Genomic DNA, 21,544 nt, shown 5'->3' with positions numbered 1-21,544 from the left:
GGGTCCGGCGGCAGGCATATCCGGGTTTTCCTCGCTCCGCCCCCATTGTAGATGTCTTGCAAAGACGACCCCGGGGGACCTCCAATGACCGTAACGCCCATGATGGCGCAGTATCTCGAGATCAAGGCAGCGCATGCAGACGCGCTGCTTTTTTACCGGATGGGCGATTTCTACGAGATGTTCTTTGAGGACGCGGTCAACGCCGCAGAGGCCCTCGATATCGCGCTGACCAAACGCGGCAAACATAACGGTGAAGACATCCCGATGTGCGGCGTGCCGGTGCATGCCGCCGAGGGCTACCTGCTGACACTGATCCGCAAAGGTTTCCGCGTCGCCGTAGGTGAACAGATGGAAAGCCCCGCCGAGGCCAAGAAACGCGGCTCCAAATCTGTGGTGAAACGCGACGTGGTACGGCTGGTGACTCCCGGCACCCTGACCGAGGATTCCCTGCTGGAGGCGCGCCGCCACAATTTCCTGGTCTCTTACTCTGAACTTCGGGATGAGGCCGCCCTGGCCTGGGCCGACATCTCCACCGGCGCGTTTCACGTGATGCCGGTAGCCCGTGTCCGCCTGTCGCCGGAGCTGGCCCGGCTGGCGCCATCGGAACTGATTGTCGCCGACGGCCCCGCCTATGATGCCGCCCTGCCGCTGGCTGATGAATACAAGATTCCGCTGACCCCATTGGGCAAGGCCAGCTTTGACAGCACCGCAGCAGAGAAACGTATCTGTAGCCTGTTCAACGTCAGCGCCTTGGATGGCTTCGGCACCTTCACCCGCGCCGAGGTCTCGGCGATGGGTGCGCTGATCGACTATCTGGAGATCACCCAGAAGGGCAAGCTGCCGCTATTGCAGCCGCCGCAGCAGGAGGCTCAGGACCGGGTGGTGCAGATTGACGCCGCCACCCGCCGCAATCTGGAATTGACCCGGTCGCTCTCCGGCGGCCGCTCAGGTTCGCTTCTGTCGGTGGTGGACCGCACCGTCACCCCCGGCGGTGCCCGCCTGCTGGAACAACGCATGTCCAGCCCCTCGCGCAATCTGAATGTGATCCAACAACGTCTTGCAGCCTTGGATTTCGCGGTTGATCAGGCACAGACCGCAGAAGATCTGCGTGCTGCGCTACGTAAGACCCCCGACCTCGACCGCGCCCTCTCCCGCCTTGCCTTGGAGCGCGGCGGTCCCCGTGATCTAGCCGCGATCCGGAACGGGCTGTCGCAAGCTGAGGTCATCGCTGAACTCTGCGCCGGCCTGGATCTGCCCGAACTGATCACCCGTGCCATGTCGGACCTGCAAGGGTTTGACGACCTCCTATCCCTGCTCGACGCTGCCCTCATCGCCGAGCCCCCCTTGCTGGCCCGTGACGGCGGCTACATCGCAGCCGGCTATGACCCGGAACTGGACGAAGCCCGCACACTGCGCGACGAGGGCCGCTCGGTCATTGCCTCGATGCAGAAGCAATACGCCGAACACACCGGCGTCGCCTCGCTGAAGATCAAGCATAACAACGTGCTGGGCTATTTCATCGAAACCACCGCAACCCACGCGGACAAGATGATGTCGCCGCCGCTGAACGAAACCTATATCCACCGTCAGACCACCGCCAATCAGGTGCGTTTCACCACGGTGGAGCTGAGCGAGATTGAGACCCGCATTCTGAATGCCGGTAACCTCGCGTTAGAGATTGAAAAGAGGCTCTATGCAAGGCTTTCAGGCGCTATTCTGGACTGTGCAGCGCGCCTTAACACCGCAGCCCGCGGATTGGCAGAGCTGGACCTGCTCACTGGCCTCGCCGATCTTGCACGCGGTGAAAACTGGACCCGTCCCAAGGTCGACAACAGCCGTGCGTTCCACGTGGAAGGCGGCCGCCACCCTGTGGTGGAACAGGCCCTGCGCCAGCAAGGGGGCGAGGCCTTTGTCGCCAACGACTGCTGCCTAACCGCCCAGGACGGCGCCGCGGTCTGGCTGCTGACTGGCCCCAACATGGCCGGCAAATCGACCTTCCTGCGCCAGAACGCGCTGATTGCCCTGCTCGCCCAGATGGGCAGCTATGTCCCGGCCGAAGCCGCCCATATCGGCCTGGTTAGCCAGCTGTTCAGCCGCGTCGGCGCCTCCGACGACCTGGCCCGCGGCCGCTCCACCTTCATGGTCGAAATGGTCGAAACCGCCGCGATCCTGAACCAGGCCGACGACCGCGCCTTGGTGATCCTCGATGAAATCGGCCGCGGCACCGCCACCTACGACGGTCTCTCCATCGCCTGGGCGACGCTGGAACACCTGCACGAAGTGAACCGCTCCCGCGCGCTGTTTGCCACCCATTACCACGAGCTGACCCAGCTCGCCGCCAAACTGGAAGGCGTCGACAACGCCACCGTCGCGGTCAAGGAGTGGGAAGGTGAAGTGATCTTCCTGCACGAGGTCCGCAAGGGTGCCGCCGACCGCTCCTATGGTGTGCAAGTGGCACAGCTGGCCGGCCTCCCCGCTTCTGTAGTGGCGCGTGCCCGCGATGTCCTCGACATGCTGGAACAAGGCAGCCGTGAAGGCGGCACCAAGATCCAGATCGACGACCTGCCCCTGTTTGCAGCGGCCCCGCCGCCACAGCCCAAGGCCCCGGCCGGCCCTTCGCCGGCGGAAGAGCTCCTGGCCGGCATCCACCCGGATGACCTGTCGCCGCGTGAAGCGCTGGAAATGCTCTACAAGCTGAAAGAAGCCGCAGGCTAAACAAAAGCGGCCCCAATCGGGACCGCTCTTTCATCTTGCCAAAAAAACTCCCGCCGGAGGCAGCGCCCGTAAGGGCGCTCCTGTTACGCAGGTGTCGATGACACGCCAACCTGCGCCGCGCGCAGCAGCCGGTCGTGCAGCATGAACCCTTCTGCTGACACCTGGATGATGTCGCCTGCCTTGGTGCCCGGCACCGGCGCCTCGAACATCGCCTCATGCACTTTCGGGTCGAACTTGTCGCCAACCTCGGGCGAGACGATCCGGATGCCGTGCTTCTCGAACACACCCAGCAGCGAACGCATGGTCAGCTCGACGCCTTCGATCAGCGCCGCGGAAACTTCGCGCTGCTCGTCAGTGGCCGCTTCAATCGCGCGCTTCATGTTGTCGTAGACCGGCAACATGTCACGGGCCAGTTTCGAGCCGCCGTAATTCTCTGCCTCGCGGCGCGCCTTGTCGCCGCGCTTGCGGGCGTTTTCGGCATCCGCCAGCGCCCGCATAAAGCGGTCCTTCAGCTCATCCCGTTCCGCACGAAGCGCATCAATTTCCAGCGAGGCATCATCAAATTCCTCGGTCTGCGCTGCCAGCTCTTCAGCCTCGGCGGCGGCGATGTCATCCAGAAAGTCTTCGTCCTTGAGCTCTGCCATGTTTCACCTCTAACTCCGGTCCGACAACAGCTTGCCGACCAGTTGTGCCGTATAGTCCACAATCGGCACGATCCGTCCGTAATTCAGGCGCGTCGGGCCAATCACCCCCACCGCACCAATGATCTTTCGATCCGCGTTCATATAGGGAGACACCACCAAAGAGGAACCCGAAAGTGAGAAAAGTTTGTTCTCCGAACCGATAAAAATGCGCACGCCCTCGCCGTCCTCGGTCAGTTCCAGGAATTCGGCGATATCGCGCTTGCGCTCCAGGTCGTCAAACAGGGTCCGGATCCGCTCTAGCTCCTCGGCTGCGCCGGTTTCTGCCAGCAGATTCGCCCGGCCCCGAACAATTAGCCGCGCCTGCTCGCTGCCGTCATCTTCCCAGACCGCCAAGCCGCTTTCAATCATTGCGTGTGCAAGACTGTCAATTTCCTGGCGCCGCGCGGTAATTTCCGTCTGCATTTGCCGCTGCACTTCGCTCAGAGTCCGCCCCTCGATCAGCGCGTTCAGGAAATTTGCCGCCTCCCGCATCGAGCTTGGCGTTTGTCCGGGCGGCGGCGTGAACAGCCGGTTCTCCACATGCCCGTCAGAAAACACCAGCACCACCAGCGCCCGGTCATGCGCCAGCGAAACAAATTCGATATGGCGGATCTCCGCCTCATGCTTGGGCGTCAGAACCAGCGACGCCCCCTGCGTGACACCCGACAAAGCCGCGCCGACCCGGTCCAGCATACCGCCCACATCGCCGGCATTCTTCCCGAGGGTCGCGTCGATCTTCTCGCGGTCGTTGGCCTTCAGGTCTTCGACCTCCAGCAGCCCATCCACGAACATCCTGAGCCCCAGCTGCGTCGGCACCCGGCCGGCACTGATATGAGGGCTGTCCAACAGGCCCAGATACTCTAGGTCCTGCATCACATTGCGTACTGTCGCCGCGCTGACCTTCTCGCTTAGGCTGCGGGTCAGGGTACGGCTGCCAACCGGATCGCCGCTCTCCAGATAGCTTTCCACCACCGTCCGGAACACTTCCCGCGAGCGGTCGTTCAGATCCTGCAGAATGTTTTGCGGGTCACTCATCGGCCTTCCAGCATGTCTTGCGGTTTCAACATAAGAAACCGCTGCCAAGATGTCATTAAAGAGCAGCAGGCCAAAAGGTCAATCGGGCTTGCATCGCCTTGTCCCGCAGGGCTATCCCCAAGCCAACAGCAAAAGGATATACCATGCGACCCTCCGGACGAGAATTGAATGAAATGCGCGCCGTCTCGATCGAGACCGGTTTCACCAAACACGCCGAGGGCTCCTGCCTGATCAAGATGGGCGACACCCACGTGCTGTGTACCGCCACCATCGAAGACCGCGTGCCGCCGTTCATCAAGGGCACCGGCCTGGGCTGGGTCACCGCCGAATACGGCATGCTGCCGCGTGCCACCAACACCCGTATGCGCCGCGAGGCATCCTCCGGGAAACAGGGCGGCCGCACCGTGGAAATCCAGCGCCTGATCGGCCGCGCCCTGCGGGCCGGTGTAGACCGCGTTGCCCTGGGTGAACGCCAAATAACCGTCGACTGCGACGTGCTGCAGGCAGACGGCGGCACCCGCTGCGCCTCGATCACCGGCGGCTGGGTTGCGCTGCGCCTGGCGGTGAACAAGCTGATGAAGGCCGGCGATGTGCAAATCGACCCGCTTCTGGATCCGGTTGCCGCCGTGTCCTGCGGCATCTATGCCGGCCAGCCGGTGCTGGACCTCGACTACCCCGAAGATTCCGAGGCCGGCGTGGACGGCAACTTCATCATGACCGGTTCCGGCAAGCTGATCGAAGTACAGATGTCGGCCGAAGGCTCTGTCTTCTCCCGCGACCAGATGAACCAGCTGATGGACCTGGCCGCCCAAGGCACATCTGAACTGGCTGAACTGCAGAAGGCCGCCTGCAAATGACCCGCAAACTGGAAGGCGGCAAGCTGCTTGTCGCCACCCACAACAAGGGCAAGCTGAACGAGATCACCGAGATCCTCGCTCCCTTTGGTGTCAGCGTGGTCGGCGCCGGCGAGATGGATCTGCCGGAACCGGAGGAGACCGAAGACACCTTTGTCGGCAATGCCCGGATCAAGGCGCATGCTGCCGCCAAGGCCACCGGCCTCCCTGCCCTGTCAGATGACTCCGGCATCACCATCGACGCGCTGAATGGCGCGCCCGGTGTCTATACCGCCGACTGGGCTGAAACCCCCAGCGGCCGCGATTTCAAGATGGCGATGACCCGAGCCAATGACGAGCTGAACGCCGTCGGCGCTGACGCTCCCCGCAGCGCCCAGTTCCGCTGCACCCTGGTCATTGCCTGGCCCGACGGCCACGACGAAGTCTTCGAAGGTGTGATGCCCGGGCGTCTGGTCTGGCCGATTCGCGGCGAACACGGCTTTGGATACGACCCGATGTTCCAGCCCGACGGCTACAGCATCACCTGCGCCGAGATGGAACCGGCGGAGAAGAACAAGATCAGCCACCGCGGCAAGGCGGTGGCCCAGTTCGTCCAGGGCTGTTTCGGTGGATGACTGGCGTAATGGGGGCTTTGGCCTTTATGTGCATTGGCCCTTCTGCCAGGCCAAATGCCCCTATTGCGACTTCAACAGCCATGTCTCTGCAAAAATAGACCAGAACCTATGGGTTAGGGCCTATTTGGCCGAGCTGGACAGACTCTCGGAACAGCTTTCCGGGCGGGTTTTGAACTCCATTTTCTTCGGCGGTGGCACCCCTTCCCTGATGCTGCCTGAAACAGTGTCTGCCGTCATCGAACGGGCACGTGAAATCTGGCCCTTTGCCAATGACATAGAGATTTCTCTTGAAGCAAACCCTGGCTCTGTCGAGGCCGGGCGCTTTGCCGGCTACCGTGGCGCTGGCGTCAACAGGGTCTCCATGGGCATTCAGGCTCTGAACGACGAGGATCTGCGCAGGCTGGGACGCACCCACAGCGTGTCCGAAGCCAAGGCTGCCTTTGACATCGCCCGAAAGTGTTTCGACCGGGTGAGCTTTGACCTGATCTACGCACGCCAGGGCCAAACCCTGGAGGCCTGGCAGGCCGAGTTGCGCGAAGCGTTGTCGATGGCTATTGACCATCTATCACTCTACCAGCTTACCATCGAAGACGGCACCGCATTCGGAGACCGCTACGCCCGCGGCAAACTGCGCAACCTGCCCACCGATGACACCGCTGCCGACATGTACCTGGCCACTCAGGACATCTGCGCAGACTTCGGCGTGGCCGGCTATGAGATCTCCAACCATGCCAAGCCCGGCTCGGAATCCCGCCACAACCTAATCTATTGGCGTTATGGCGACTATGCCGGGATCGGCCCAGGCGCCCATGGCCGCCTCACCCTGAACGGCAAGCGCTACGCGACCGAGACCCACCTCGCCCCTGGGGCTTGGCTGCAAGCCGTCGGCAAGGGCAACGGCGAATCCCTGCGCCAAGCTCTCAGTGCAGAAGATGCTGCGGCAGAATACCTGATGATGGGGATGCGCCTGTCGGAAGGTCTGGATGTGGTACGCTATTCCCAGCTCTCTGGCCGGAACCTCTCTGAAAGCCGGCTTGATAACCTTGTACAACTCGGCATGGTCACTATCTCGGAGAAAAGGCTACGCGCAACCGATCATGGCCGCGCGGTATTGAATGCGGTTCTCCGCGATCTATTGATGGATTGAAGCAATGCGTTTTCTATATGCCGGCCTGGGACTGTTCTTTGTTGCCTTGGCCGTCATCGGCATTGTCCTTCCCCTTCTTCCGACTGTTCCATTCCTGCTGCTTGCAGCCTTCTGTTTCGCCAATTCCTCAGACCGGCTGCACGATTGGATCCTAGCCCACAATGTTTTCGGCCCAATGATCACCGATTGGCGCAACAGCGGTGCAATCCGGCCGGTCGCAAAAAAGGCGGCAACCGCTTCGATTGCCGCCGTCTTTGGACTATCTCTGCTGCTTTCTGTCCCAAGCTATGTGCTGGGCATTCAAGTGCTGGTGCTTTCAGCCGTTCTGGTCTTTATCTGGACCCGGCCTAACGGCTGAGCAGATTACACAGCTCATCAAGCTGATCCAAATCCGCATAGCTTATCGTTACCGATCCACTCTCTCCGCCCGGCTTATGGTCAATCGACACCTTCATTTTCAGCATTGCCGACAGATCGCCTTCCAAAGCGCGTGTATCCGCGTCCTTTTCGGCTGACTGCTTCGGCTTCTTGGCGGCAGTTGTCTGGAAACCTGCGGCATCCTTCTTTACCAACGCCTCCGTCGCCCGCACGGACAGCCCGCTCTTCACGATTCTCTTGGCCAGGTCAGACGCATTGTCGGAAGTGATCAGCGCACGCGCGTGACCTGCAGAAAGTTTTCGTTCCTGAACCAGGATCTGTACATCATCCGGCAGATGCAGCAGGCGCACCAGATTCGCAATGTGGCTGCGGCTTTTTCCAAGCGCCTCGGCCATCTTCTCCTGAGTATGGCCGAACTTCTCCATTAGCTGCTTGTAACTCTGCGCCTCTTCCATCGCATTGAGGTCAGAGCGCTGGATGTTTTCGATGATAGCCACTTCCATCATCTCAAGGTCTGAATAGTCCCGGATCAGCACCGGCACTTCATGCAGCTGGGCCGCCTGAGACGCCCGCCAGCGCCGTTCGCCGGCAACAATCTCATATTGTCCGCCAGGTCGCGGGCGTACGATCAGCGGCTGCAGGACCCCCTTTTCCTTAATGGAGGCGGTCAGGTCATCCAGGTCCTCTTGCAGAAACTGCCGGCGCGGCTGATTTGGATTGGCAATAATATTCTCAATCGGAACCAGTACTTCCGCATTCCGTGGTGCTTCAGCCTGCGTGCTCACCGGCGCGGGGTTCACATCTGCCATCAACGCTGACAATCCCCGGCCCAGCCCTCGTGGTTTTGTCTTTTTGTCTGCCATGGTTGCCTCCGGTCTGTATTCTGCATTTACGCCGCTATCTTCTGATGTTTATTCAGGATTTCTTCTGCCAGTGCGCGATAGGCCTGTGCGCCTTGGGAGTTGGTGTCATAGTTCAACACCGGCAAAGCATAGGAAGGTGCTTCGCTAACACGCACATTGCGCGGGATCTTAGTTTGAAACACGAGGTCGCCGAGATTATCCCGTGCGTCTTGCTCAACCTGCAGCGACAGGTTGTTGCGCCGGTCGAACATGGTCAGAACGATACCTTCGATTCGCAGTCCTGGATTAGCCGACTGGCGCACCTCGCGAATCGTCAGCATCAGCTGAGTTACACCTTCCAATGCGAAAAATTCGCTCTGAAGCGGCACCAGAACAGAATGCGCTGCCACCATAGCATTGACCGTCAGAAGATTCAGAGACGGCGGGCAGTCTATCAGGACGTAATCCCAATCATACTCATCCATCGCCGTCTGCCGAAGCGCGTCATGCAGCAGGTAGCTTCGCTTTTCATTGGTGAAAAGTTCAATATCCGCAGAACTCAGATCAACAGTTGCGGGAATGATGCAAAGATCTTCAATCTCCGTTGTCCGGATGACATCCGCAAGGGAAGCATCCTCCACCAGAAGATCATATGTTGTAAGATCCCGGTCAGAGGGCTCTATCCCAAGGCCGGTTGAGGCATTTCCCTGCGGATCCAGATCAACCACCAATACACGCAGCCCACCTTCGACCAAGGCCGCAGCAAGGTTGATCGCTGTTGTTGTTTTCCCTACCCCGCCTTTCTGATTTGCGACCGCGATGATACGTGGCCCCTCCGGGCGGGAAAAATCAGGCACGTTCAACTCCCCAGACTTTCAGGATTACTGCTTCAGGCTCAGTCAGACTTTTAATGGGTTCTGCTTTGAACCGCCATCGCTGCTGCGCGTTATCCACTTCTTTTTTCCAACTCTGACCTTTCGGGAACAGCGCAATGCCATCCCCGGCAAGATGACGCTCAGAAAACTCCAGAAGATCGGAAAGATCAGCCAGCGCCCGGGCGGACAAGACGTCAGCCTTCTGGGCTTCAACTCGTTCGATACGCTCTGATATTACCCGAACAGCCGCACCGCATTCTCGCGCTGCACTTCTAAGAAAAGCAGCTTTTCTCTGATCACTTTCGATAAGCGTCACTTGCATATCCGGCGCTTCCTCAGCAGCCATTAAGGCAATAATCAAACCTGGAAATCCGCCCCCACTGCCGATATCTACCCAGCGGCCTGGTGCGGAGACACACCGGAAAATTTGCACCGAGTCTGCAATATGCCGTGTCCAGATGTGTTCGAGGCTAGCCTTGGAAACAAGGTTGATCCTGGGATTCCATTTCCTGACCACCACCTCGAAAAGCTCCAAACGGCGCATTGTTTCACGTGAAACACTGAGCGCGCGCCACAAGTCTTCTGTGCTCATGCAGACTTCTCCTGCCTGCCCCGCACCTTTCGCAGGCGAGCCAAAATCAACGCAAGGGCTGCCGGCGTTATGCCATCAACGCGTGCAGCCTGGGCAAGAGTTTCAGGGCGGGCCTTTTTCAACTTCTGCTGAATTTCATTCGACAGTCCTTCAACCCCCTCATAAACGAAATCAGCAGGAATACTGTAGCTTTCGTCCCGCTTCAGAGCGGAAACCTCCCGCTCTTGGCGTGAGATGTAGTTTGCGTAAAGAGCATCCCGCTCCAGCTGCCTGGAAATTTCCGGCTCAACAGAGCTAAGCTCAGGCAGAAGCGTCTTCAAGTCATCGAAAGACACATCCGGAAACGCCAGTACGTCCAGCCCAGTTCTCCGGTTTCCGTCTTGATTAATCCTGATGCCGGCCTCAGAAACCTGTTTCGGAGTGAAGGTTTGCGCCTCCAGTATCTGCCGCGCGGACTGCAAGCGTTCGGTCTTTTCCGAAAACATGCGAATACGGTCCTTACCAGTACAACCAAGTTCTATCGCCATGGGTGTAAGCCTTTGATCCGCATTATCGGCCCGCAGGGATAGTCGGAATTCTGCTCGCGACGTGAACATCCGGTAAGGCTCTGTAACCCCGTTTGTGGTGAGATCATCAATCATCACCCCAATGTAACTATTGGCCCGGCTAAAGGTCACGGCCTCCTTCCCCTTGGCACGCTGGGCTGCATTCAAACCCGCTACAAGCCCCTGGGCGGCGGCCTCTTCATAACCGGTAGTCCCGTTGATCTGACCTGCCAAATACAAGCCGGGTACGTCCTTCAGCGCCAAATCCAGTGAGAGCGCGCGGGGATCAACATAGTCATATTCGATGGCGTATCCAGGCTGCAGAATGACTGCGTGCTCCAGCCCCCGGATAGAACGCACATAGGATTCTTGAATATCCTCTGGCAAACTTGTTGAAATTCCGTTCGGGTAGACAGTGTGGTCGGATACGCCCTCAGGCTCAAGGAAGATCTGGTGAGACTCTTTGTCAGAAAACCGGACGATCTTATCCTCAATCGAAGGGCAATACCGGGGGCCAACCCCCTCAATGTGACCGCCATACATCGCAGACCGGCTGAGGTTGTTGCGGATGATTTCGTGGGTTTCCGGGTTTGTGTGCGTAATCCCGCAGGATACCTGTTCAGCCTGAAGTGACTTGGTCAAGAACGAAAAGAACACAGGATTATCGTCGCCAGGCTGTGAGTCAAGCGAAGCCCAATCAATCGTACGCCCGTCCAATCTCGGAGGGGTCCCGGTTTTCAGCCGGCCCAGTGGCACATCGAAGCTGTCCAACCTTTCAGCCAGCCTAACGGACGGCTTATCCCCCATCCGCCCACCAGGTCTAGATACGTCGCCGATGTGAATGACACCGCGGAGGAATGTTCCAGACGTCAAGATCACAGACTTTGCGGGGATCTCACTGCCATCTGCAAGAATGACGCCGGCGACTTCCCCGCTTGCCATGAGAAAGTCAGTAACCTCGCCTTCAACTATATCCAGGTTTCGCTGTGTTTCCGTCAACCGGAGCATTTCCTGCCGGTAAATTTTCCTGTCAGACTGAGCTCGCGGTCCCTGAACCGCTGGCCCTTTTCTTCGGTTCAAAAGGCGGAACTGTATACCAGCCCGATCTGCAACGCGCCCCATAACGCCATCCATGGCGTCAATTTCCCGGACAAGATGCCCTTTCCCCAAGCCTCCGATGGCTGGGTTGCAGGACATAACACCAATGCCACTACGATCCAGTGTTATCAAAGCGGTCGAAGCACCCATCCGTGCCGAGGCATGGGCAGCCTCTGTGCCGGCGTGACCGCCGCCGACCACGATCACATCATACGATGAATGTTTCACGTGAAACACTCCTTCACTTTCCCAGACAAAAACTGGAGAAAATCTCATCCAAGAGATTTTCAACCCCGATCCGGCCGACAAGCATCTCCAATGCCCGGATAGCAGACCGCATTTCCTCGGCAGCTATATCATAAAACTCAGGACCTCGCTGCAGGATATCCTGGGCTTCTTTCAGAGATACAAGAGCCGACAGCATCGCATCCCGGTGCCGGGCGCGGGTTGCAATCCCAGCCTGTGCAGAACGGGTACCTAAAACTTCCGAAACATGTCCGACAAGGCGATCTATCCCCTGCCCGGACCGGCCGGAAATTGCATCGCCGGTGTCGTCCCTCAGATCGGCCTTAGGGCGCAGGCGGATGTCGCCGGCCTGCATTTCAACATCAAGGACCTCATCATCCTCTGCCAGGAAAACCCGAAGATCTGCTTCTTCGGCCCGTTTGCGCGCCAGGGCAATACCAATCCCTTCAACATGGTCTTCAGTTTCGCGCAGGCCGGCGGTGTCCAGCAGGGTAACAGGCAGGCCGGCAAGATCCATACGCACTTCGATAATATCGCGGGTGGTGCCCGCGTATTCGGACGTGATCGCGGCTTCGCGGCCGGCAAGCGCATTCAGCAGCGTAGACTTCCCGACGTTCGGCGCACCGATGATGGCAACCTCAAACCCGCTGCGGATTCGTTCGGCAATTCTGACGCCGGCGGTTTCCTTCTCCAAGCCGGCCTGAACATCCGCCAACAGCGCAGCCACCTCAGGCGTGACGTCAACCGGCACTTCTTCATCGGCGAAGTCGATCGTGACCTCGATCAGTGACGCAGCCCGGATCAGGTTTGCGCGCCATGTCTCGGCCAGGTCGCCCAATCCGCCAGCAAGGATCACTTGCGCCTGCTTGCGCTGCGCTTCGGTTTCCGCGTCGATCAAGTCCGCCAAGCCTTCAACCTGAGCCAGGTCCAGATTTCCGTTTTCCAGCGCCCGGCGCGTGAACTCACCGGGTTCGGCCATTCTCAAACCATTGATTCGCCTCAGAGAATCAAGCACCGCGGAAACAACTGCAGTGCTTCCATGCGTTTGAAATTCAACGGTATTTTCGCCGGTAAAGCTGTTTGGCGCTGTGAAGGTCAGAACCAGCGCCTCATCCAGCCGTTCCCCTGATTCGTCCCGCAATTCCCGCAGGCTGGCGCGCCGCGCCGGTAAGTCGCCGCCGCAAAGCTGAGCGCCGGCCTCAAGCGCCAGCGGGCCGGAGACGCGAATTACCGCAACCCCTGCCTTTCCTTGGGCGGAGGCCAGCGCAAAGATCGTGTCCATGGGATGGCCCTTCTCTCTTGCCGGCCTGGATCAGGTGTTCATCGAGTCGAAGAACTCGGAATTCGACTTGGTCTGCTTCAGCTTTGATAGCAGGAACTCGATGGCATCGGTGGTGCCCATTGGGTTCAGGATCCGGCGCAGAACAAAGGTTTTGGCCAGATCGCCCTTGTCGACCAGAAGATCCTCTTTCCGGGTACCGGACTTGAGGATGTCGATTGCCGGGAACACACGTTTGTCGGCAATCTTGCGGTCCAGCACGATTTCCGAATTGCCGGTACCTTTGAATTCTTCAAAGATCACTTCGTCCATGCGCGATCCGGTGTCGATCAGCGCGGTGGCGATAATGGTGAGCGAACCGCCCTCTTCGATGTTACGTGCGGCACCAAAGAAGCGTTTCGGGCGCTGCAGCGCGTTTGCGTCGACACCACCGGTCAAAACCTTGCCCGAGGACGGAACAACAGTGTTGAACGCCCTACCAAGTCTTGTGATCGAGTCAAGGAGGATAACAACATCTCGTTTATGTTCCACCAGACGCTTGGCCTTTTCGATGACCATTTCGGAAACTGCAACGTGGCGTGTCGCCGGCTCGTCGAAGGTGGAGGAGACAACCTCGCCCTTCACCGAGCGCTGCATGTCGGTAACCTCTTCCGGGCGTTCGTCGATCAGCAGAACGATCAGGTAGCATTCCGGATGGTTCTTCTCGATCGAATGCGCGATATTCTGCAGGATCACGGTCTTACCGGTCCGCGGCGGCGCCACGATCAGCGAACGCTGGCCTTTGCCGATGGGGGCCACCAGGTCGATTACCCGGGCGGAGCGGTCCTTGATGGTGGGATCCTCGATCTCCATCTTCAGGCGCTCATCCGGATAGAGCGGTGTCAGATTGTCGAATGCAATCTTGTGACGGGCCTTCTCAGGCTCTTCAAAGTTGATCTTGGTGACATTGGTCAGTGCGAAATAGCGTTCCGACTCCAGCGGTGCCTTGATCTGGCCTTCGACGGTGTCGCCGGTACGCAGCGAATACTGGCGGATCATGTCCGGCGAGACATAGATATCGTCAGGACCCGGCAGATAGTTGGCCTCGGGCGAGCGCAGGAAGCCGAAGCCGTCCTGCAGCACCTCCAGCACACCGTCGCCGCCGATATCCCAGCCCTCATCCGCACGTTCCCGCAGGATCTGGAACATCATCTCGCCCTTGCGCATGGTCGAAGCGTTTTCGATCTCCAGCTCCTCGGCCATCGCCAGCAGCGCTTTGGGGCTTTTCGCCTTCAGATCGGACAGATTCAGGGATTGCACGGTCATATATATACGGCCTCTACTCCCCCGTTTACCCAGGGGGTCGGTCTGACGACAGGAATGGAAAACACGGCACGCCCGGACGGGCCCGTTGAGAGCCATACATAGGGACTCGTTTCAGATGAGTCAAACGCCGGCTGCAAGCGTTCCGGCGCTGCTGGGCTTGTTTCTGCGCCTCTGCGTCAGAATTTGAAGATGACTGAAACCACAATCACCAGCATCAGCACAGTGGGCACCTCATTCATCATCCTAAACTGCCGGCCGGTGAGAGAATTCCTGCCTTCTTTGAAATCGCGGTAGCGGAACAGCAGCCAATGATGGAACCAGGTCATGGCAATCACCGAGACCCCCTTGGTCCAGGGCCAGATGTAGCTCCAGTCGACAATTCCGGGCGTGAGAACGATGAACAGCCCTGCTGCCCAGGACACATACATGGCCGGGCGCATGATGATCCTGAGGAGCTTTTCTTCCATGGTCAGAAAGATTGGAATGGCTTCCTTCACATTCTCTGCCTGCTCCACATGATACACAAACAGACGGGGGAGATAGAAGAGACCTGCCATCCAGCTGAGTACAGCCATGATGTGCAGCGACTTGGCGTATGGGTAGAGCGTGAACATCACATCGCTCAGGTCCATGGGCTGTTCTCCCTGGTCTGATCTGATCACCCTAATAATTAAATGAATATTAGAAGGATGATGTTTTTGTAGGGTGCGTGGATTCCGGTGGATAAGTAAATCCTCCTCCGCTTATCCCCAGCAGGGATAAGATTCCAGCTTGGATGGGACAGGAGTCGTGGAAATTTTCTTAACGCCTTAGAAATAAGGTGCGTTAAGGATGTGTTTACCAATCCGTGCTTGGGGATAAGACTGGGATGATCCGGGGAGAGCCGGCATATCCACGGATTCCAAGTTATCCTCGCTCACAAAGGACAACTCAGCCGGCTAAATCCTGAGATTTGCGTCAAGCCCTGGAGTCTTTACTTGAGCGTGGAAAACCATACAAAACGTCCTGAAACGATCTGCGTCTTTCCCACGGGGTTTTCCACATGACTGCCCACATAGTGCTGGCTTCCGGTTCCGAAATCCGGGCGCATCTATTGCGCCAGGCAGGCATTGAATTTGCCACTGACATCCCTCGGCTTGATGAAGACGCGATCAAGGCCGCGCTTCTGGCTGAACAGGCGCCGCCGCGGGACATTGCCGATGCGCTGGCTGAGGCAAAGGCGCGCAAGATCAGCGGTAAACACCCGGGAAAACTGGTGCTGGGATGTGACCAGGTGCTTGATTTTGAAGGAACCCTTCTTTCCAAACCCATCAGTGAAGAGGTGGCGCTGAAGCAGCTCAAGGCGATGTGCGGCAAGCGGCATATGCTGCTGTCGGCGGCAGTGATCTACCGCGACGGAGAACCTGTCTGGCGCCATGTGGGGCAGGTCCGGCTGGTAATGCGGAAATGCTCCGATGCCTATCTGCAGGACTATGTGTCCCGGAATTGGGACAGCATCCGCCACGCGGTGGGCGCTTATAAACTGGAGGAGGAAGGCGTGCGCCTGTTCACCTCCATTGACGGAAGCTACTTTAATGTCTTGGGATTGCCGCTGATGGAGCTTATCAGTTATCTGGGTCTGCAAGGGGTAATCGAGCAATGACAGAAGCCAAAATCCCGCTGGCCGGCGTTATCGGCTGTCCGGTTGCGCATTCCAAATCCCCGCAGCTGCACCGCCACTGGCTGAACGCTCATGGCATTGCCGGTCATTACGTGCCGATGCATGTGGAGCCTGAGGATCTGGCCGACACCATCCGGATGATGCCGAAAATGGGGTTTGTCGGCGCCAATGTGACGATCCCGCACAAGGAAGCGGTGATGGAAATCGCCGATAAGGTCACCGACCGGGCCAAGCTGATCGGCGCGGCCAACACGCTGATCTTCCGCAAGGACGGCACCATTATGGCCGACAACACCGACGGCTATGGCTTCATCACCAACCTGCAACAGGGCGCGCCGCTGTGGGAACCGCAGTCCGGGCCGGCCGTGGTGCTGGGGGCCGGCGGCGCCTGCCGCGCGGTCGTCGCGTCGCTGTTGGAGGCTGGCGTGCCCGAGATCCTGCTGACCAATCGCACCCGCGGCCGTGCCGAACAGCTGCAAAACGATTTCGGCAGCCGGGTCAAAGTGTCTGATTGGGTCCAGGCCGGCAATATCATCGAAGAAGGCGCGCTGATCGTGAACACCACCTCTCTGGGCATGGTCGGCAAGCCCCGTCTGCGGGTGCCGCTGGACGGGTTGCAGCGAAATGCGGTGGTGACAGACCTGATCTATGCGCCGCTGAAAACCGACCTGCTGCAATCCGCCGAAGATGCCGGCTGCACCGTGGTCGACGGGCTTGGCATGCTGCTGCACCAGGCGGTTCCGGGGTTCGAGCGCTGGTTCGGCCATCGTCCCGAAGTGGACGCAGCCACCCGCGCGGCGGCACTCAGATGAGTTTCAGCCTCGGTCTCACCGGATCCATCGGCATGGGCAAAAGCACAACTGCCAGACTGTTCGCGGCCCAGGGCTGCGCTGTTTGGGATGCTGATGCGGCTGTTCACCGGCTTTATGGCAAAGAGGGTGCGGCGGTCGCACCGATGCAGGCCGCTTTCCCTGAGGCAATTGAGGACGGCGCAGTCAGCCGGGACGCCTTGAAGAAGATCATTGGCGCTGATCCAGACGCATTGAAACTCATCGAAACCATCGTGCATCCGCTGGTTGCGCGGGACCGGGCCGCCTTCCGGGCGCAGGCAAAAAGCGATGTCCTAGTCTTCGACATCCCGCTGCTTTTTGAAACCGGCGGCCACGCCGAAATGGATGCGGTGGCCTGTGTAAGCGTTGACGCGGAAACCCAGCAAAGCCGTGTTCTTTCCCGCGGCACAATGACGGTTGAGCAGTTCCGGCAAATCCTGCAAAAACAGATGCCGATTAAGGACAAAATCGCCCGCGCCGACTACGTGATTGAAACGGACACGCTAGAGCACGCCGAGGCGCAGGTGGCAGAGATCCTCGCAGACATCAGGAGCAAACTGGCCCATGCGTGAAATCGTTCTTGATACCGAAACCACCGGGTTTGATCCCTTTTCCGGCGACCGCATCGTCGAGATCGGCGCGGTGGAGCTCTATAACCACATGCCCACCGGCAAGACGTTCCACGAGTACATGAACCCGGAACGCTCCATGCCGGCTGAGGCGTTCTCGGTGCATGGCATTGGCCCGGATCTTCTGGAGCCGCCGCAAAAACCGGAACCCGGCGCGGTGACGCTGCGGGACAAGCCGGTGTTTGCCAAGATCGGTCAGAAGTTCCTGGATTTTGTGCAGGATTCCAAGCTGGTCATCCACAACGCCAGCTTCGACATGAAATTCCTGAACGCGGAGCTCGGCTGGATGGGATTGCCCAAACTGCCGATGGATCAGGCCATCGACACCCTGGCGATGGCCCGCCAGCGGTTCCCGGGCTCGCCGGCAACGCTGGATGCGCTCTGCCGCCGTTTCAATATCGACAACTCCAACCGGACCCTGCACGGCGCGCTGCTCAACTCCGAGATCCTGGCTGATGTCTACCTGGAGCTGATTGGCGGCCGTCAGCCGGATTTTGGCTTGTCGACGCAAGCCTCCTCCAGCTCGGTCCAGGTGGAAGATGATTGGCGCCCTGCCCCGCGGCAAACGGCCCTGCCGGCGCGGATCACAGCTGAGGAACAGGCCGCGCATGACGCTTTTGTGGCCAAGATGGGCGATGATGCTTTGTGGAAGGCCTCCTGACCTAAGCAGCATGGGCCACGAAGGTTGACCCAAGCCGGCCCGGAAAAAGAAAAACGCCGCTGATATTCAGCGGCGTTTTCTGTTTCAAAACTCTGAACCCTTACTGGGTCGGGGCAGCTGCCGCTGCCTCTTGCTGACGGCGGGCCAGCTCGTTACGGTAGATCGCCACGAAATCAATGTTGTCCAGGTTCAGCGGCGGGAAGCCGCCGTCGCGGGTCACGTCGGACACGATACGGCGCAGGAACGGGAAGGTCATGCGCGGGCATTCGATCAGCAAGAACGGGTGCAGCTGGTCTTCCGGCACGCCCACGATGTTGAACACGCCGACATATTCCAGTTCCAGCACAAACAGAACCTCGCCGCCTTCCTTGTTTTTGGACTCGACGGTCAGCTTGGTGACGACTTCATACTGGTTTTCAGCTGAGCGCTTTTTCGCATCCAGGTTCACCTGAACGCTGACATCGGGCTGAACGTCGCCGCCGGTGCCTTTCTGCGCCATCACGTTTTCAAACGACATGTCGCGGATGAACTGGCCCAGAATGTTCATCTGGACCTGTGGCTGCTGCTGGGCTTCGCCGTTTTCGGCCATGGAGATACTCCTGAAAATATGCTTTTGACCGTGCTTAGCAGCTTGGTCCGGCTAGCTCAACGGGGGCCTTCAACCCAGCCCGAAGGGCCTTCGGGACGCTTCCCTGGGGTCACATCTTCGTAATCGCCATCAATAATGTCATCCGGTTTTCCGGCAGCTCCGGGGTAGTGCCGCCCGTGCATGCTGCCAGGACCCATTTGGAACTGGGCCACAGTGACACGGGCGCGCAGATACCAGTACACAGCCAGCCGCACTGGCGGCATAAGCAAGGCAAAGCCGAAGGCATCCGTAAAGAATCCCGGCGTCAGCAGCAGCGCACCGGCAAACAGGATCATGGCTCCGTGGGCCAAAGGCTCCGCAGGATCTGACAATTGCTGGAAAGACGACCGCAGCTGGCCCATTGCCATGCGCCCCTGGGTTTTCACCAGCCAGGTGCCCAGCACGGCGGTCAGAACAACGATGGCCAGGGTCGGCCACAGCCCGATGGCGCCCCCAACTTGAATAAACAAAGCGATTTCAATGATGGGAACCATCAGAAAGGCCAGGAAAAGATACATCAGGGTTTCCTTGCGATCATACACCCGGGCGGTAGACTTGCCCCCGCCCGTCACCTACATAAGACGTGACCGCTTTGGTTTCAAACAAAGTACGAACGCCTAGCATGAGGTATCCATGGAGTCGCCTGTGATTCAGCTTTTGGTTCTGGCCGGTATTGCCGTGTTTCTGATCCTGCGCCTGAAAAGCGTATTGGGAACACGTGAAGGCTTTGAAAAGCCGCCGTTGCCGCAATCCGAAGCGCGGGGACGCCGCCCCGACCTGGAAGTGATCGAAGGCGGCCCTGACCGCGACATCACTGACTATGTGGCTGAAGACAGCCCGCAAGCTGCCGCTCTTGCGGCGATGAAACGGGCGGAGCCATCGTTTCAGGTGCAGGACTTTGTGCAAGGTGCGCGTGGCGCATACGAGATGATCCTGATGGGGTTCGAACATGGAAACCTGGACGAAATCCAGCCCTTCCTGGCGGAAGACGTGTTTGACAGTTTTGTTGACGCCGTTGCGCAGCGCGAAGATCAGGGATTGAAGATCGAGGCTGAATTCATCGGCGTCCGGGAAACGTCTCTGGCAGATGCCCAATTCAACCCGTCAACCGGCCGCGCGGAGATCACCATGCGTTTTGTGGGTGAGCTGACTTCTGTAGTACGTGACCGCGGCGGCGATATCGTCGAAGGCGATCCCAAAGCTGTGAAACGCCAGAAGGACACATGGGTCTTTGCGCGCGGCATGGGAAGCGACGATCCGAACTGGCAGCTGGTCGCGACGGACGCATGATTGCGGCGCTTCGGGGGGCACTTGGGGCAGCTGCAATTGCAGGTGCCGCGATGACCGCCTCTGGGGCGCAATCCGAAGCCGTGTCCAGCCTGCTGGATTTTGCTCAGCTAGACGGTTGGGCAGACGATGACCATGCAGCGGCTCTGACCGTTTTCCTGGAAACCTGCGGTGATCTGAGGGATCCGGATTGGACTGCTCTGTGCAAGGCGGCTCAATCACAGGCGCCCGAAGGCGCCCGGGCATTCTTTGAACTGTTCTTCCGCCCGGTGTTGATTGAGGATGGCAATCCGGCCCTGTTCACGGGCTATTTTGAACCCGAGCTGGACGGCTCCCGCTATCCCACAGGACGCTACCGGTATCCGGTCTATAAGATACCGCCAGAGGCGCGCCGCACGGATCTTTGGCTGCCGCGCCGGGACATTCTGACCAGCGATGTGATGCAAGGCCGCGGGCTGGAAATTGCCTGGGTGGACGACCCGGTTGAGCTGTTCTTTCTGCAAATTCAGGGATCGGGGCGGATCCGCCTTCCGGATGGAACAATGATCCGCGTTGGCTACGGCGGGGCCAATGGCCATCCGTATAAATCTATTGGCAAAGAACTGGTGCGCCGGGGCGTGTACAATGTCCACCAGGTAAGTGCCCAGGTGATCAAATCCTGGGTGCGCCGGAATCCAGCCGATGGCAAGGAGCTTTTGTTCCACAACCCGTCGTATGTGTTTTTCAGGGAAGTGCGCAAAGTTGCTGCTTCCAAGGGGCCGCTTGGTGCAATGAACCGCTCGGTAACGCCGATGCGGACCATTGCGGCGGACCCTGCATATACGCCTTTGGGCGCGCCTGTTTGGGTCGAAAAGCAAGGCAATATGCCGCTGCGCCGTTTGATGGTTGCACAGGATACCGGATCTGCCATCAAGGGCGCGCAACGTGCAGATATTTTTGTTGGCACTGGCGATGTGGCCGGCGAAACCGCCGGTACAATGAAAGATCCCGGCCGGATGGTGGTTCTGCTGCCGATCCAGCGGGCCTATGCGATGCTGCCGGAAGATCTTTGAATGACACGGCGGAAACTGACAGGGGAGGAAATCGACCTTTGGCATAAGGTCGTGAAGCACACTGAGCGGTTGCATCCGGGCGCACATTCAACGCCCCCTGCCCCGCCGATGCCAAAACCCAAGCCAGTCAAGCAGCAGGAGCCGCGCCTGGCGGCCTTTGAGATTGGCAGCAGGGCAAAACCCAAACCTGTTAAAAACGACCTGAAACCCTCGATCGCACGCAGCCTGGCCAGCGATCCGCTGCAAATGGATGAAAAAGCGTTCCGGCGCATGAAGCGGGGCAAGATCAGGCCTGAGGGAAAACTGGACCTGCACGGTATGCGTATCGACACGGCGCACCCGGCCCTTACACGGTTCATTCTGTCTGCGCAGGCGTCAGGAAAACGGCTGGTGCTTGTGGTGACTGGCAAGGGCAAGGACCGGGATGAGCCAGGCCCGATGCCGGTGCCGCGCGGGGTGCTGCGCCACAAGGTTCCCCAATGGCTGGCGCTGCCGCCATTGTCACAGGCAGTATTGCAGGTAACGCCAGCCCACATCAGCCATGGCGGCGAAGGCGCTTATTACATTTATCTTAGGCGGAACCGCTGAC

General features: G+C 59.1%; 23 protein-coding genes. 12 read left to right on the top strand and 11 right to left on the bottom strand.

Going from position 1 to position 21,544, the window contains the following annotated elements; translation table 11 throughout:
- Positions 1 to 84: 84 nt before the first annotated feature.
- Complete coding sequence (mutS, locus tag ACXAEK_RS04500; protein WP_475040132.1) at positions 85 to 2,715, top strand: DNA mismatch repair protein MutS; 2,631 nt, start codon at positions 85 to 87, stop codon at positions 2,713 to 2,715.
- An 83-nt stretch (positions 2,716 to 2,798) separates the two neighbouring features.
- Here the strand turns inward: mutS and ACXAEK_RS04495 are convergent, their stop codons facing one another.
- Both ACXAEK_RS04495 and hrcA read right to left on the bottom strand, forming a co-directional pair.
- The gene (locus tag ACXAEK_RS04495) at positions 2,799 to 3,359 is read right to left on the bottom strand and encodes a nucleotide exchange factor GrpE (RefSeq protein ID WP_039126498.1); all 561 of its coding nucleotides are present in this window, start codon (positions 3,357 to 3,359) and stop codon (positions 2,799 to 2,801) included.
- Between the two features lie 9 nt (positions 3,360 to 3,368).
- Positions 3,369 to 4,433, bottom strand: coding sequence for a heat-inducible transcriptional repressor HrcA (gene hrcA, locus ACXAEK_RS04490; protein WP_475040131.1), 1,065 nt, complete (start codon positions 4,431 to 4,433; stop codon positions 3,369 to 3,371).
- A gap of 143 nt (positions 4,434 to 4,576) precedes the next feature.
- Here hrcA and rph point away from each other — a divergent pair, with 143 nt between their 5' ends.
- The 4 genes from rph to ACXAEK_RS04470 are packed head-to-tail and all read left to right on the top strand — an operon-like array spanning position 4,577 to position 7,406.
- Entirely contained in the window at positions 4,577 to 5,290 is a 714-nt protein-coding gene (gene rph, locus ACXAEK_RS04485) for a ribonuclease PH (RefSeq protein ID WP_475040130.1), read from the top strand.
- Positions 5,287 to 5,901, top strand: coding sequence for an RdgB/HAM1 family non-canonical purine NTP pyrophosphatase (rdgB, locus tag ACXAEK_RS04480; protein WP_475040129.1), 615 nt, complete (start codon positions 5,287 to 5,289; stop codon positions 5,899 to 5,901). The genes rph and rdgB overlap by 4 nt, the downstream gene beginning before the upstream one ends.
- Positions 5,894 to 7,048 (top strand): radical SAM family heme chaperone HemW, encoded by a 1,155-nt coding sequence (gene hemW, locus ACXAEK_RS04475; RefSeq protein ID WP_475040128.1) that lies wholly within the window; start codon positions 5,894 to 5,896, stop codon positions 7,046 to 7,048. Before rdgB ends, hemW begins: the two co-directional genes overlap by 8 nt.
- Before the next feature lie 4 nt (positions 7,049 to 7,052).
- Positions 7,053 to 7,406, top strand: coding sequence for a YbaN family protein (locus ACXAEK_RS04470; protein ID WP_475040127.1), 354 nt, complete (start codon positions 7,053 to 7,055; stop codon positions 7,404 to 7,406).
- Here the strand turns inward: ACXAEK_RS04470 and ACXAEK_RS04465 are convergent.
- The 7 genes from ACXAEK_RS04465 to ACXAEK_RS04435 all read right to left on the bottom strand — a co-directional run bounded on the left by ACXAEK_RS04465 (position 7,396) and on the right by ACXAEK_RS04435 (position 14,840).
- A complete protein-coding gene (locus tag ACXAEK_RS04465; protein WP_475040126.1) occupies positions 7,396 to 8,289 on the bottom strand; it encodes a ParB/RepB/Spo0J family partition protein in 894 nt (297 codons plus the stop codon). The two genes, ACXAEK_RS04470 and ACXAEK_RS04465, sit on opposite strands and share 11 nt — an antisense overlap.
- Before the next feature lie 26 nt (positions 8,290 to 8,315).
- Positions 8,316 to 9,125: a ParA family protein gene (locus ACXAEK_RS04460; RefSeq protein ID WP_475040125.1), complete on the bottom strand. Its 810-nt coding sequence runs from the start codon at positions 9,123 to 9,125 to the stop codon at positions 8,316 to 8,318.
- A complete protein-coding gene (gene rsmG, locus ACXAEK_RS04455; RefSeq protein ID WP_475040124.1) occupies positions 9,118 to 9,735 on the bottom strand; it encodes a 16S rRNA (guanine(527)-N(7))-methyltransferase RsmG in 618 nt (205 codons plus the stop codon). The genes ACXAEK_RS04460 and rsmG overlap by 8 nt, the downstream gene beginning before the upstream one ends.
- Positions 9,732 to 11,606 carry a tRNA uridine-5-carboxymethylaminomethyl(34) synthesis enzyme MnmG gene (gene mnmG, locus ACXAEK_RS04450; protein ID WP_475040123.1) on the bottom strand — a complete coding sequence of 625 codons (1,875 nt, stop codon included), beginning with the start codon at positions 11,604 to 11,606 and terminating at the stop codon, positions 9,732 to 9,734. Before mnmG ends, rsmG begins: the two co-directional genes overlap by 4 nt.
- Positions 11,607 to 11,619: 13 nt before the next feature.
- Positions 11,620 to 12,906: a tRNA uridine-5-carboxymethylaminomethyl(34) synthesis GTPase MnmE gene (mnmE, locus tag ACXAEK_RS04445; RefSeq protein ID WP_475040122.1), complete on the bottom strand. Its 1,287-nt coding sequence runs from the start codon at positions 12,904 to 12,906 to the stop codon at positions 11,620 to 11,622.
- Positions 12,907 to 12,936: 30 nt separating this feature from the next.
- The gene (rho, locus tag ACXAEK_RS04440; RefSeq protein WP_019295316.1) at positions 12,937 to 14,208 is read right to left on the bottom strand and encodes a transcription termination factor Rho; all 1,272 of its coding nucleotides are present in this window, start codon (positions 14,206 to 14,208) and stop codon (positions 12,937 to 12,939) included.
- Between the two features lie 176 nt (positions 14,209 to 14,384).
- Entirely contained in the window at positions 14,385 to 14,840 is a 456-nt protein-coding gene (locus ACXAEK_RS04435; protein WP_475040121.1) for a CopD family protein, read from the bottom strand.
- A gap of 410 nt (positions 14,841 to 15,250) precedes the next feature.
- On the opposite strand from ACXAEK_RS04435, the gene ACXAEK_RS04430 reads away from it, so the two are divergent.
- The 4 genes from ACXAEK_RS04430 to dnaQ are packed head-to-tail and all read left to right on the top strand — an operon-like array spanning position 15,251 to position 17,988.
- Entirely contained in the window at positions 15,251 to 15,850 is a 600-nt protein-coding gene (locus ACXAEK_RS04430; RefSeq protein WP_475040120.1) for a Maf family protein, read from the top strand.
- Complete coding sequence (locus tag ACXAEK_RS04425; RefSeq protein WP_475040119.1) at positions 15,847 to 16,680, top strand: shikimate dehydrogenase; 834 nt, start codon at positions 15,847 to 15,849, stop codon at positions 16,678 to 16,680. Before ACXAEK_RS04430 ends, ACXAEK_RS04425 begins: the two co-directional genes overlap by 4 nt.
- A complete protein-coding gene (coaE, locus tag ACXAEK_RS04420; RefSeq protein WP_475040118.1) occupies positions 16,677 to 17,270 on the top strand; it encodes a dephospho-CoA kinase in 594 nt (197 codons plus the stop codon). The genes ACXAEK_RS04425 and coaE overlap by 4 nt, the downstream gene beginning before the upstream one ends.
- On the top strand, positions 17,263 to 17,988 hold the full coding sequence (gene dnaQ / locus ACXAEK_RS04415; protein WP_475040117.1) for a DNA polymerase III subunit epsilon: 726 nt from the start codon (positions 17,263 to 17,265) through the stop codon (positions 17,986 to 17,988). Before coaE ends, dnaQ begins: the two co-directional genes overlap by 8 nt.
- Positions 17,989 to 18,088: 100 nt before the next feature.
- On the opposite strand, the gene secB is transcribed toward dnaQ, so the two are convergent.
- Both secB and ACXAEK_RS04405 read right to left on the bottom strand, forming a co-directional pair.
- Complete coding sequence (gene secB, locus ACXAEK_RS04410) at positions 18,089 to 18,577, bottom strand: protein-export chaperone SecB (RefSeq protein WP_475040116.1); 489 nt, start codon at positions 18,575 to 18,577, stop codon at positions 18,089 to 18,091.
- A 56-nt stretch (positions 18,578 to 18,633) separates the two neighbouring features.
- The gene (locus ACXAEK_RS04405) at positions 18,634 to 19,134 is read right to left on the bottom strand and encodes an FxsA family protein (RefSeq protein WP_475040115.1); all 501 of its coding nucleotides are present in this window, start codon (positions 19,132 to 19,134) and stop codon (positions 18,634 to 18,636) included.
- A gap of 115 nt (positions 19,135 to 19,249) precedes the next feature.
- Between ACXAEK_RS04405 and ACXAEK_RS04400 the strand changes: the two genes are divergently transcribed.
- The 3 genes from ACXAEK_RS04400 to ACXAEK_RS04390 are packed head-to-tail and all read left to right on the top strand — an operon-like array spanning position 19,250 to position 21,543.
- Positions 19,250 to 19,906, top strand: coding sequence for a Tim44/TimA family putative adaptor protein (locus ACXAEK_RS04400; protein WP_475040114.1), 657 nt, complete (start codon positions 19,250 to 19,252; stop codon positions 19,904 to 19,906).
- Positions 19,903 to 20,955, top strand: coding sequence for a murein transglycosylase A (gene mltA, locus ACXAEK_RS04395; protein ID WP_475040113.1), 1,053 nt, complete (start codon positions 19,903 to 19,905; stop codon positions 20,953 to 20,955). The genes ACXAEK_RS04400 and mltA overlap by 4 nt, the downstream gene beginning before the upstream one ends.
- Entirely contained in the window at positions 20,956 to 21,543 is a 588-nt protein-coding gene (locus tag ACXAEK_RS04390; protein WP_475040112.1) for a Smr/MutS family protein, read from the top strand.
- Position 21,544: the final 1 nt, after the last annotated feature.

This window comes from Leisingera sp. ABM4_101 (assembly GCF_056158725.1).
This window is presented reverse-complemented; position numbering and strand designations above follow the sequence as displayed.